The organism is Gordonia soli NBRC 108243 (genome assembly GCF_000334455.1).
GTDB lineage: Bacteria > Actinomycetota > Actinomycetes > Mycobacteriales > Mycobacteriaceae > Gordonia > Gordonia soli.
Genome location: NZ_BANX01000038.1, coordinates 61,459 through 74,327, shown reverse-complemented (window position 1 = coordinate 74,327; position 12,869 = coordinate 61,459). Strand labels below are relative to the sequence as shown.

Genomic DNA, 12,869 nt, shown 5'->3' with positions numbered 1-12,869 from the left:
CTACGGCGGCTCCGCGCCTCAGCGCGCCGCCGTGAGGCGCCATCCCCGAGCGCGGTCGCGCTGGTGCACGAAGTCGGCGTAGCGGCCCGGACGTCCGGACAGCTCGGCGTGCGTACCGCGGTCGACGATCCCGCCGTCGTCGACGACGAGGATCTGATCTGCGTGGGTGACCGTCGACAGTTTGTGCGCGACGACCACCACGGTCTTGCCCTGCACCAATTCGCGCAGGCCACGGACCACCACGGCCTCGTTGTGCGGATCGAGTGCGCTGGTCGCCTCGTCCAGGAGCACGATCGGGGCGTTCTTCAGTAGTGCGCGCGCAATCGAGATGCGTTGCCGCTCACCACCGGAAAGATTGGCGCCGCGCTCGCCGACCACGGTCTGCCAACCGTCGGGCAGCCGCTCGACGATCTCGTCCACCGCGGCGATGCGGGCCACCTCGCGGACCTCTTCGACGGTGGCACCCGGCCGTCCGACGCGGATGTTCTCCTCGATGGTCTGGTTGAACAGGTAGACGTCCTGGAACACCGGCGACAGCTGGGCCATCAACGTCTCCAGCGACAGTTCGCGCACGTCGACGCCGCCGATCCGCACCGAGCCGGCATCGGCGTCGTAGAAGCGGGCAGCCAATCGCAGCAACGTGGTCTTACCCGATCCACTCGAACCGACGATCGCGGTGGTCGTGCCCGCGGGGACGGTGAACGAGGCATCGCGGACGACCTGCACGCCCGTCCGGTAACCGAAGCCGACCCCGGCGAACTCGATGGAGTTGTCGGCCGGCTGCGTACCCGTACTCGGGTCGGTCAGCTCGGCGACGTCCAGCAACTCGGTCACCCGATCGATCGACGCTGCTGCGCCGCGGGTCGCCGTGGAGACCTGGGCCAGCTGCGCGACCGGATCGATGAAGCGCGCCGTGACGGCGATCAGACCGATTGCCGCTGCAGCGGATACGTCGCCGTCGGTGGCCCACAGCGTGATGACGTAGACCAGGAGAAGAAAGATCAGCTGGATCACCAGCGCGAACGCCGTCAGGCCGGGCACGCTGGCCGCGATCAGTCCACTGGACGCGCGCCGGTGCCGCACCAGGGCCGCATCGAGGGCGCGGTTGCCCTCACCGACGGCGCCGAACGCGCGGAGGACCGGCTGCGCGGTCGTGTATTCGAGCACCCGGGCATCGGCCTCGGCAGCGCTCCGGTGGAGACGCCCGTCGGCCGACCGATACGAACGACCGGCGAGGGTGTCGACGACGGCCATGATCGGCAGGGCGATCAGCATCGCCACCGCCAGACGCCAGTCGACGAAGAAGAGTCCGACCGCGATGCCGAGCGGGACCAGCAGGCCCGTCAGCAGCACCGAGATCAGATGCGCGAAGAACTCGACGATCTCGCGGACGTCGCCGACCACGACTCGAGAGACCGACGCCGGCTCGCGGCCGGTGAACCATCCCAACGGCAGGGCGCTGAGATGGTCGCCGAGGCGCAGCGAGGTACCCCGCAGCATCCCGACACCGAGCCGGAGCCCCCACAGGGACTGGAGGTATCCGGTGAGCGCGGCGACCAGCACCGCGCCGGCCATCACCGCCAGCCAGATGCCCGCCGTGCCGAACCGCTCGTCGACCAGTGCCTCCAGGAGCGGCACGAGGACGACGAAGGCCACCGCCTGCGCGACGGCGAAGAAGACGATGGCGACCAGGTGGGCGGGGATCAGCGAACGATGTTCGGCGGGAACGAGAGCCAGTGCCTTGCGGATCATCGATCCACCCCTTCACCGGAGTCGGCGAGGATCGCCAGGGCGTCCTCGTTGGATTGCCAGAGTCGTCGGTACAGACCGTCACCTGCGACCAGTTGGTCGTGGGTGCCGCGTTCGACGATCGCGCCGTCGGAGAGCACCAGGATCTGGTCGACCTCGGTGATCGTGTGGAGCCGGTGTGCGATCACCAGCACGGTCCGATCTGCGATGACCGATGCCAGGGCATCCTGCACGGCCGCCTCCGACTCCGGATCGGCGAAGGCGGTGGCCTCGTCGAGGACGAGGACCCGACTGTCGGCGAGCAGGGTGCGGGCGATCGAGAGACGTTGCGCCTCACCACCGGAGAAGGTCACGTCGACGCCGATCTCGGAGTCGAGACCTCGGGGCAACTCCGCGATGCGATCGTGGATCTGCGCGACCCGGATGGCGTGCTCGAGGTCGGCGACCGTCGCATCCGGCCGGGCCAGGCGCAGGTTGTCGGCGACCGTCCCCCGGATCAGCTGGACGTCCTGGAAGACGAAGCCGACGGTCTGGTACAGGTCGCGCAGCGACATCGACCTGATGTCGTGACCGTCGATGGTGATCGCACCGTCGGTGACGTCGTGGAAGCGGGCGAGCAGGCGGGCCAGGGTGGTCTTGCCGGAGCCGCTCGGACCGACCAGCGCGGTGACCGTCCCCGGCTCCAACTCGACGTCGACGCCGGAGACCACGGTGCGTTTCGGGTCATACCCGAATGCGACACCCTCGAATCGGACTCGTCCCGCCGGCTTGTCGTCTCGGCTCACATCCGCGGTGGCCGCGACGGCGTCCGGGAGCTCCGGGGTGGTCTCGAGTTCGCGTATCCGTCGGGCCGCCGCAGCGCCTTCGCGCAGTGACTGGAAGCCGTAGCCGAGCCCGACGACGCTGGCCCCGAGCCCGACGCCGACCAACAGGAACGGCACCAGGTCCACCGGATCGATCCAATCCAGCGCGGCCATCCCCACCGCGGCGGCGGTGACGACCAACGTCAGGAACACCGGCGCGAGCAGGATGTCGGCGGCCGACTGCAGCTTGGTCATCGGCAGCTTCCACGCAGCGAGCGCGTCGGCGTATCGGTTGACCGCGCCCGCGTACGCGCCGTAGGCCTTTCGCGTCCGACCGAAGACCCGGACGACGGAGATGCCGTCGACGAACTCGACGGCGGTACGCTCCACGCCCTGCTGACCGCGGGTGAACTCGCCCAGCAGCAGTGTGTTCGCGGGGCTCATCATGGCGCTCAGCGCAAACCCGTAGGCGACCAACGGGATCAGGGTGACGAGGGCGAGCCGCCAGTCGGCGACGAACAGGTAGACGAGGATGACCAGCGGCGTGACCGTTGCGTTGACGACCTCGAGCCGGACGTGCGCGATCAGGTAGTGCAACGCCTCGACGTCGTCGGACAGCAGCCGCTTGACGTCGGCGGAGCTGCGGTCGGTGAACCACCCGAGCGGTAGCCGGCCGGCCTTCGCGGCAAGTCTGCGGCGCAGTGACAGCTGGAACCCGGCGTCGATCCGGTGGGTCCAGACCAGGCCGACCACCTGCAGCAGTCCACGGAACGCCAGCACGACGAATGCTGCGATCAACAGGGTGGTGATCACGCCGGTGTCGACGGGATCGCGGAGCAGTTCGCGGCAGACCTCGACGATGAGGATGAACGGGACTACCGCCGCAACGCCCGAGATCGCGACCAGGATGGCTGCCCGGGAGATCGACGGTGCGACCGGCTCGAGGAGTTCCTTTGCCGCGACCTTGTCGCGTTTGGCCTGTGCGCGCAGCGCAACCCGATCGGGCGGCAGGGCGTCGGTGACACCGGCCAGCGCCCAGTCGTCGCCGACATCGACGATCGCGTCATCCGTGGGTCGCGGTCGGGAGGCCTCGGCGGTCTCGGCCATCGGTCGGTACTCCTGTCGATCGGTACGGCACATTCGGCAACGGCGAGCGTCAGCTGCAGATGAGTGCAGCATAGGGCCGCGTCGATCCGGTCGGTCACGGATCACCCCGTCCGCGGCACCCGGCACAAGGAGTCGGATCCATGTCACAACCTCGACGCCTTGGCTCTCCTCCGGCCGTCGGTATAGGGTTTGACATCTGTTAGCCTAACCTAAGTCATCAGTCTGATCTGTGCGTGGCGTCCGCGTGCCCGACACCGGCGCGTCAGTGCAATCCTGAAGTGAAGTGGGAACGATGAGTTCACCTCTCGTGTCGAATCAACGCCTCGAGTCAGCGCGGATCGATCCCGACCGCGACGCCGTGACCGTGCACCAGTGGCTCACCCATCCCAAGTCGAAGTACTGGGACATGCTGGACAGCAGCCTCGCCGAGGTCACGACATTCCTCACCGACAACATCGCCGACGCCGGCGACTCCGAACACGGTCTGCGCATCGGTTACAGCGATGGTGCGCCGCAGTTCATGTTCGAGCTGTACGACCCGTTGACCAGCGACCTGGCCGCCCCCGGCACCGGCTACGTCCACGCCGAGGGCGACATCGGCATGCATCTGCTGGTCGCCCACGCCGACCACGGTCTGTCCGGTTTCACCGGCAAGGTGATGCTCTACATCATGCGGACGGCCTTCCTCGAGGTCGGCGCATCCCGGGTGGTCGTGGAACCCGACGTCCGCAACGACGCGGTGCAGAAGCTCAACGCGGCGGTCGGCTTCCGGGTCGCGGGCGACTATCCCGTGGCCGACAAGATCGCTCGCCTGAGCTATTGCACCCGAGCAGATTTCATCCGTGTGACCGACAACGGTCAGTCCCTCGGTGTCGTCGACGACCAGGCGCTGTGAGGCCCATGACGGACAGCATCGAGACACCCGTCATCGCACGGTCGTACCGGGAGGTCTACGACCGCCGGATCGCGCAGAAGATCATCGCGGAGTTCTGCCACGAACAGGCGATCCATCCCATCGGGTCCGCGTCCGGGGAGTACTCGGTGCTCTCCGACGATCAGCTGACGGAGTACACCTTCTCGGCCGAACAGCTGTCGCTGGACAGCTGGGTGATCGACGAGACCTCGTTGCGCCGGACCAAGGACGGCATCGAGCTGCCGGTCCGCGCGATCGACCTCGTCATCGACCTGCGTGAGCAGCTCGGCATCCCCATCGAGGCATTGCCCGAGTACCTGGAAGAACTCGTCAACACCCTCGCGCTCAGCGCCGACCGTCCCGACTCGCGTCGGATCGCGGCGGCCGATCTCGCAGCATCGGACTTCCAGACGATCGAACGGACGATGACCGAGGGACATCCCTGCTTCGTCGCCAATGCAGGCCGACTGGGCTTCAGCGTCGACGACATCGAGAGGTACGCACCGGAATCCGGCGGTCGCTTCCACCTCGTCTGGGTCGCCGCCTGGCGCGCGGACTGTGATTTCGCCGCGATGACCGGGGTGACCGAGGACGACCTGCTGCGCGACGAACTCGGCGCGGAGACCCTCGACCGTTTCGCCGGCGTCCTGAGCGATCTCGGTCTGGACCCGGCCGACTATTGCTACCTGCCGGTCCATCCGTGGCAGTGGACGGAGAAGGTCGCCAAGCTCTACGCGTCGGATCTGGCCGAGCGCAGGCTCGTCCTACTCGGCGAGGGGCCAGACCTCTACCAGCCGCAACAGTCGATCCGCAGCATGTTCAACGTCGCCGATCCGTCACGTCACTACGTCAAGACGGCGCTGTCCATCGTCAACATGGGCTTCACCCGCGGCATGTCCGCCGACTACATGCGCACCACGCCGCTCATCAACGACTGGGTCAGCCGTCGGGTCGGCGGCGACGAGTACCTGCGCTCACTGGGCTTCGAGATGCTGTTCGAGGTGGCCGCGATCGGCTACCGGAACCCGCTGTTCAACTCGATCACCCAGCCGGGCTCCGAGTACCGGAAACTGTTGTCGGCGTTGTGGCGTCAGAGTCCGGTCCCCCGGATCTCCGACCACGAGCAGCTCAGCACGATGGCCGCCCTCCTGCACGTCGATCATCACGGCGTGCCGCTCGTGGAGGCGTTCATCGAGCGTTCGGGGTTGGCCGCGGACGAGTGGGTCCGCCGCTACCTGCGCACGTACCTGCACCCGATCACCTACCTCCTCTACCGCTACGAGCTGAAGTTCTCCCCGCACGGCGAGAACCTCATCCTGGTGCTGGACTCCGGTGTCCCGGTGCGAGCCATCCTCAAGGACATCGGCGAGGAGGTCTGCATCTTCGACCGACCGGCCGATCTGCCCGATTCCTGCCGTCGGGCACTCACCGAGGAGCCGGACGCGATCCGCAACCTCGGCGTGCTGTCCGATGTCTTCGACGACTTCCTGCGGCCGCTCGCCGCACTCCTGCATTCCGCTCGCGTCCTCGACGACACATCGTTCTGGACGGTCGTCGGCGAGAGCATGCGTGAGTTCGTCAACGAGCACCCGGATCTCGCGGACCAGTTCGCCCGGTGGGACCTGTTCGCACCGACCTACGGCGCGGTGCACATGAACCGTCTGCAGATGAGCAACAACCGACGCATGGTCAACGTCGGTGATTCCTACTCGTCGATCATCGACGACGACCACCGCCTGACGAATCCCATCGCCGACTTCCGGCCGGGTACATCGTGACGCGGACGACGCCGCATCAGGCGAGCGACCACCACCTTCGATCTCAGGATTCCACTTGGGGGCACAACGTGATTCATGACGACCTCGCCGGCTCGCGGATCGGGGAGCGCTTCGCCACGCCCGGCCGCGGCTGGTCGGAGATCGGCGACGGGCTGCACACCATGGCCGCCGCCGTCGGCGACAACCACCACCGCGCTCCGCTCCCCTACGGGGCTCCGCGCCAGATGCTGGACGCGGTCACCGATGCGCTCGGTCCGAAGCTGGTACCGGAGAAGGGCGTCGGAGAACAGGACGCACTCGCCCGGGTGGCCGGACTGATCGCCGAATACGGCCTCGACCTCACCCACCGCTTCACCGCGGCGCATCTGCAGCCGCCACCACTGACCGTCTCGGTGGTCGCCGATGCGCTGGCGAGTGCGACCAACGCCTCGCTGGACACCTACGACTCGGGCCCCGCGACCTTGGCCATCGAGAAGTGGACCATCTCCGCGCTGGCGCGCCTGGCCGGGCTGCCCGCCACCGCAGGCGGTGTCTTCGGCCCGGGCGGATCGTTCTCGAATCTCCTGGCACTACTGATCGCCCGCGATCACACTGCGGCGCAGCGGGACATCGACACCCGCCACCACGGGGTTGCCGACCTGCACCGCCCGGTCGTGTTCTGCTCACGGGTCGCGCACTTCTCGGTCAACCGTGCTTGCGCGACACTGGGTCTCGGCGAGTCGGCGGTCATCCCGATCGAGGTCGACGAGGACCATCGGATGATCCCCGCCGCACTCGAGCGTGCGCTCGTCGAGGTCGACGGCACCCCGATCGCCATCATCGCCACGGCGGGTACCACCGACTTCGGGACCGTCGATCCGCTCCCCCAGATCGCCGACATCGCCCGCGAGCACGGGGTCTGGTTGCACGTCGACGGCGCGTACGGCTTCGGTGCGATGCTCTCCGAATCCCTGCGTCCGCTGCTGGCCGGCGTGGAGCGCGCCGACTCGATCACCCTGGACCTGCACAAGATCGGCTGGCAACCGGCCGCTGCCAGCGTCCTGCTGCTCTCGGACGAGGACCGCTTCGCCGCGCTGGATCGCAACGTCGCCTACCTCAACCCGGAGGACGACGAGGAGGCCGGTTATGGCGGACTCCTCGGTCAGACACTCCAGACCACCCGTCGACCCGACGTCCTCAAGGTCCTCGCCACCTTCCTGGCCTACGGTCGCGAGGGCCTCGGCGACATGCTCGACCGCTGCCACGAGGTGGCTCGGCACGCCGAACAGCGCATCCTCACCGAACTGCAACTCGACCTGGTCGCGCCGGTGACGCTCACGACCGTCGTGTTCCGTTACCGCTGCGAGGATCTGGACGCGGTGAACGCGGAACTCCGCCGGCGACTGATCAGTTCGGGTACCGCGCTCATCGGCCGGACCCGCGTGCGGATCGCAGGTGCCGACGAGCCGCAGACGTGCCTGAAGCTGACGTTGCTGAACCCGGCAACCACCGAGGCCGACATCGACGAGTTGTTCGACGAGCTCCTGCGAACCGCTCTCGAGGTGGAGTCCGAGCGCGCCGAGGTCAACAGCGGCGAGAAGGTGAAGATCAATGAGTGAACCGATCTCGGTGGACGTCCTGGCCATCGGCTGCGGACCGTTCAACCTCGGCCTGGCCGCGATGGCCTCGACCGTCGACGACCTGGACGTGCTGGTGGTCGACTCGGTACCGGAGTTCCGCTGGCATCCCGGGTTGATGTTCGAGGAGGCCACCCTCCAGGTCAGTTTCCTGTCGGATCTGGTGTCACTCGTCGATCCGACGCATCCGTTGTCGTTCCTGGCCTATCTCGCCGACGTCGACCGTCTCTACCCGTTCCTGGTTCGCGAGGAGTTCTTCCCCACCCGCCGCGAGTACGAGGCCTACCTCCTGTGGGTCATCGGCAAGCTGTCGTCGCTGCGGTTCGGTACCACCGTCGACGAGGTGCGCTGGGACGAGGCGGCCGAACGCTTCGAGGTCACCGCCACGTCGGACGGGATCAGCACCACGATCCACGCCGGCCATGTCGTGGTCGGTGTCGGGACCGAGCCACATGTGCCGACCTCGCTGCACTCGAGTTCGGCTGCGGTCATCCACAGTTCGGCCTACCTCGACCACCAGGAGACGGCGCACGCCGCCGATGCGGTGACCGTGATCGGTTCCGGACAGTCGGGCGCCGAGATCGTCATCGACCTGCTCGAGGCGAACCTCCAGGGCGGCCCGGCCGTGCGGTGGTGGACACGCACCCCGTGGTTCGCGCCGCTCGACTTCACCAAACTCTCGCTCGAGATGACCACCCCGGCCTACATGGACTACTTCCACAGCCTTCCCGAGGAGACCCGCGACCGGGTCCGGGACGGCCACTGGCAGTTCCACAAGGGGATCTCCAGCGACACCCTGGAGCGCGTCCACGACCTGCTCTACCGTCGTCAGCTGTTGGACGGCCTCAAGCCGGCCGCACTGCGCAACGGCACCGCCGTGGAGAGTGTCGACACCCTTGCCGACGGTCGCCTCGAAGTGCGTGGACGGCACCAGGACACCGGTGCCCAACTCGCCCACACCACCGATCTCGTCATCGCGGCGACCGGCTACCGGGAACGTGAGCAGAAGTTCCTCGCCCCCATCGACGGTCTGTTGCATCGGGATTCGCGTGGTCGGCTGATCATCGAGGCCGATCACTCGGTGGCCGCCGACGGCGCCCTGGCCAACCGGCTCTTCGTCGCGAATGCCGAGACGCACTCCTACGGTGTGTCCGCGCCGAACCTCGACATAGGAGCCGTGCGCAACGCCCGGATCCTCAACGCGGTCACCGGTCGTGAGGCGTACCGACTGCCCGGCCACACCGCCTTCACCAGCTTCGGGGTCACCGACGACGAGGTCGTCGGATGAGTTCCCGGACACCGACCGCCTCCCGACAGACCGACGTCGGGCGATCGGGGCCGCGACCTGCGCACCCCGGTCGACCCAGGCACATCAGATCAGACCACAGCATCGTTCGTAATGAGGAGTGACGTGATTTCGAAAGACGAGATCCGCGCCGATGTCGCAGCCCTGCTGGACATCCCCGCGGAAACCATCGGTGACACCGACGACCTGGTCCGCCACGGCGTCCATTCGCTGTTGGTCATCAAGCTCACGAGCGCCTGGCGGCGTCGCGGACGTCGTGTCCGCAGTTCCGACCTGACCGCCGACCCGACCATCGAGGCCTGGGCCGCGCTGCTCGGTGACGGCGAGGCAACTCCCGCCGCCCCCGAGGCACCCGCACCGGCCGCCGACGCCGCGCCCGCCGATGCGGATGAGCCCGAGGAGTTCGGGCTCGCCACCATGCAGCACGCGTACTGGATCGGTCGCGAGTCGGGCCAGGCCCTCGGTGGCGTCGCCGCTCACCTCTTCGCCGAGTTCGACGGTGAGGGCGTCGATGCCGACCGTCTCGAGCGCGCCGTCAACCACGTCGTCGCCCGACACGAGATGCTGCGCGCCGCCTTCGACGACGCCGGCAAACAGCGCATCCTGCCGGAGCCGCCGCGTCCTGTCTTCAGCGTCGTCGACCTGCGCGAGGCCACCGGCGATCTCGACATCGAGCTGGAGCGCACCCGGGACCGGATGAGCCACCAGCTGCTCGACGTCTCGGCGGGCATCGTGGTCGAGTTCGTCCTGACCCTGCTGCCCGAGGGCAAGCACCGACTCCACCTCGACGTCGACATGCTCGCAGCCGACGCCATGAGCTACCGCCACGTGCTCGACGACCTTGCGACCGCGTACGAGACCGACGCGCCGCTGCCGTCCATCGGCTACACCTTCCAGCGTTACCTCGCGCAGCACCCCGATCAGGTGTCGCCGGAGGAATACGAGACCGCCAAGGAATGGTGGGCCGAGAAGGCGCCGACCCTGCCCGACACCCCGACGTTGCCGACCATCCCAGAAGAGCGTCGCGCGGAGCCGCTGCGCAGCGTCCGCTACCACCACAGCCTGAACGCCGAGGAGAAGGACCGCCTGTACTCGGCGGCCTACGACAACGGCATCACCCCCGCGGTGACCCTCGCGACGGTCTTCTCCGAGGTCATCGCGCGCTGGTCGACGCATCAGCGCTTCCTGCTGAACGTGCCGCTGTTCAACCGTGATCAGGTGCACGAGAACATCGAGCAGGTGGTCGGCGACTTCACCAACTCGGTGCTCATCGACGCCGACGCGACCCAGATCGAGTCGATGGTCGAGCGCAGCCGCCGGCTGCAGCGCGAACTCCACGACTGCGCAGGCAATGCCGCCTACGAGGGCCTCGACGTCCTCCGCGACCTCGGCCGCATCCGCGGATCCGCGGTCACCCCGTCGTTGGTCTTCACCTCCGGACTCGGGTTCGGCGAGCTGTTCTCCGACCGGGTCCGCTCGTTGTTCGGGGAGCCGGTGTGGATTCTCTCGCAGGGCCCGCAGGTCGACCTCGACGCTCAGGTCGTCGAACTCGACGGCGGCCTGCTGGTCAACTGGGACGTGCGTCGCGACGCACTGCCTACAGGCGTGATGGATGCGATGTTCGCCGAGTTCAGCGCGATCCTGGACGGCCTGGTGCGTCCGGGAGCCGACTGGGACGCCGAGTTGCGCATCGAACTGCCCACGGCCCAGCGCGAACTGCGCGATCGCGTCCAGGCGACCACCTCGTCGATCGCACCTCGCACGCTGCACAACGCCTTCTTCGACAATGCCTCTCGCGAGCCGGGACGCATCGCGGTGGTCACCCCGTCCGGTGACGAACTGAGTTACGGGACGGTCGCCGAACAGGCACTCGCCGTCGCGGGCGCCCTGAAGGATGCAGGCGTGGGAAGCGGCGACACCGTCGGACTCATCCTGCCCAAGGGACATCGCCAGGTCATCGGCGTACTCGGTGCGCTCGCCGCCGGTGCGGTCTACCTGCCGATCGGCACCGACCAGCCGGCCGCCCGACGCGACCAGATCCTCACCCGCGGTCAGGCCCGCGCCGTCGTCACCGTCGACGCCGCCGACCTGCCGGAGTCGGTGGTGACCGTCGGATTCGACGATGCGGTCGCGCACTCGCCGATCGACGCGGTCGCGACGCCGGCCCCCGACGCACTGGCCTACGTACTGTTCACCTCCGGGTCCACCGGAGAGCCCAAGGGTGTGGAGGTCAGCCATCGGGCGGCCGCCAACACGGTGGACGGCATCGCCGAGGAGTTCGGTCTGACCGCCGACGACCGGACGATCGGCTTGTCGGCTCTCGAGTTCGACCTGTCGGTGTTCGACATCTTCAGCCCGCTGTCCCTCGGCGGCGCCATCGTCACGATCGACGCCGATTCGACACGTGACGCCCAGGCGTGGACCGATCGCGTTGCGACACACAACGTCTCCGTGGTCAACGCGGCACCGGGCCTCATCGGGATGCTCCTCGACACCGCGACCGCCGACCAGCTGTCGAGCGTGCGCACCGTCGTCACCGGCGGCGACCGCGTCGACGCCGAGCTCGGTCGTCGGGCACGGGCGGCCGTCCCCGGCCTGCGCTTCGCGGGCCTCGGCGGCACCACCGAGACCGCGATCCACTCCACCGTGTACGAGGTCACCGACGAGTTCCCGACCGACTGGACGACGGTTCCCTACGGCCGTCCGATGGCCAACGTGGCATGCCGGGTCGTCAACGAACGCGGCGAGGATGCACCCGAGTGGGTCACCGGCGAGCTGTGGATCGGCGGCGCGGGTGTCGCCGACGGTTACCGCGGCGACCCGGAGCGCACACAGGATCGCTTCGTCACCGAGGGTGGCACCCGCTGGTACCGCACCGGCGACCTGGCCCGCTACCTCCCCGACGGCACCATCGAGTTCCTCGGTCGCGCCGACCATCAGGTCAAGATCCGCGGCTACCGCGTCGAGTTGGGCGAGGTGGAGTCGGCCGCACGCGGTCTCCCCGTCGTCGGCGAGGCCGTGGCCGCCGTGTTCTCCGATCGGCTGAGCCTGGCACTGACCGCCGCACCGGGCAGCGCCGTCGACGTCGACGCGGTGACCGCATCGCTGCGTGATCTGCTGCCGGAGTACATGATCCCTGAGGTCGTCCACGTCATCGACGAGGTGCCGTTGACCACCAACGGCAAGGTCGATCGCACCGCGATCCGCGCGACGCTCAAGCGCGCAGTGGCGGGCGTGACCCCGGGCCAGTACGTTGCTCCGGAGAACGTCGTCGAAGCGGCGGTGGCGTACATCGCCGAGCAGGTCCTCGGGGTCGAGCGCCTCGGCGTGACCACCGACTTCTTCGATGCCGGCGCCAACTCGATCCTGGCGACCACGTTCGTGGCCAACGTCCGCGGGTTGCTCGCGGTCGAGGGTGTCGGTATCACCGCGGTGTTCAGCACCCGGACGGTCCGGAACTTCGCCGCGCTCCTCGCCGAGCGCGAGCAGGTTCCGGGTCAGCTCGAGCAGGTCGCCCGAATCCTGCTGGAGGTGGCCGGGATCGAGATCCCGGCAGGCGAACTGGCCGGGTCCGCAGCACAGTGACATCAGCTATTC

At 68.1% G+C, this 12,869-nt stretch carries 7 protein-coding genes; 5 read left to right on the top strand and 2 right to left on the bottom strand.

The window, feature by feature from the left end; all coding sequences use genetic code 11:
* Nucleotides 1-18 precede the first annotated feature (18 nt).
* Complete coding sequence (locus tag GS4_RS22365) at nt 19-1,752, bottom strand: ABC transporter ATP-binding protein (protein WP_007624866.1); 1,734 nt, start codon at nt 1,750-1,752, stop codon at nt 19-21.
* Complete coding sequence (locus GS4_RS22360; protein ID WP_007624865.1) at nt 1,749-3,659, bottom strand: ABC transporter ATP-binding protein; 1,911 nt, start codon at nt 3,657-3,659, stop codon at nt 1,749-1,751. Before GS4_RS22360 ends, GS4_RS22365 begins: the two co-directional genes overlap by 4 nt.
* Nucleotides 3,660-3,951: 292 nt before the next feature.
* Between GS4_RS22360 and GS4_RS22355 the strand changes: the two genes are divergently transcribed.
* The 5 genes from GS4_RS22355 to GS4_RS22335 all read left to right on the top strand — a co-directional run bounded on the left by GS4_RS22355 (nt 3,952) and on the right by GS4_RS22335 (nt 12,857).
* A complete protein-coding gene (locus tag GS4_RS22355; protein ID WP_040511491.1) occupies nt 3,952-4,554 on the top strand; it encodes a GNAT family N-acetyltransferase in 603 nt (200 codons plus the stop codon).
* Between the two features lie 5 nt (nt 4,555-4,559).
* Complete coding sequence (locus GS4_RS22350) at nt 4,560-6,350, top strand: IucA/IucC family protein (protein WP_007624863.1); 1,791 nt, start codon at nt 4,560-4,562, stop codon at nt 6,348-6,350.
* A gap of 68 nt (nt 6,351-6,418) precedes the next feature.
* Nucleotides 6,419-7,948, top strand: coding sequence for a pyridoxal phosphate-dependent decarboxylase family protein (locus GS4_RS22345; protein WP_007624862.1), 1,530 nt, complete (start codon nt 6,419-6,421; stop codon nt 7,946-7,948).
* A complete protein-coding gene (locus GS4_RS22340) occupies nt 7,941-9,254 on the top strand; it encodes a lysine N(6)-hydroxylase/L-ornithine N(5)-oxygenase family protein (protein ID WP_007624861.1) in 1,314 nt (437 codons plus the stop codon). Before GS4_RS22345 ends, GS4_RS22340 begins: the two co-directional genes overlap by 8 nt.
* 123 nt (nt 9,255-9,377) lie before the next feature.
* Nucleotides 9,378-12,857 carry a non-ribosomal peptide synthetase gene (locus GS4_RS22335; protein ID WP_007624859.1) on the top strand — a complete coding sequence of 1,160 codons (3,480 nt, stop codon included), beginning with the start codon at nt 9,378-9,380 and terminating at the stop codon, nt 12,855-12,857.
* The last annotated feature ends 12 nt before the right edge of the window (nt 12,858-12,869 follow it).

Coding starts and splice junctions, on each gene's coding strand:
- GS4_RS22365 (WP_007624866.1), bottom strand. CDS start 1,752: ATGATCCGCAAGGCACTGGCTCTCGTTCCCGCCGAACATCGTTCGCTG.
- GS4_RS22360 (WP_007624865.1), bottom strand. CDS start 3,659: ATGGCCGAGACCGCCGAGGCCTCCCGACCGCGACCCACGGATGACGCG.
- GS4_RS22355 (WP_040511491.1), top strand. CDS start 3,952: ATGAGTTCACCTCTCGTGTCGAATCAACGCCTCGAGTCAGCGCGGATC.
- GS4_RS22350 (WP_007624863.1), top strand. CDS start 4,560: ATGACGGACAGCATCGAGACACCCGTCATCGCACGGTCGTACCGGGAG.
- GS4_RS22340 (WP_007624861.1), top strand. CDS start 7,941: ATGAGTGAACCGATCTCGGTGGACGTCCTGGCCATCGGCTGCGGACCG.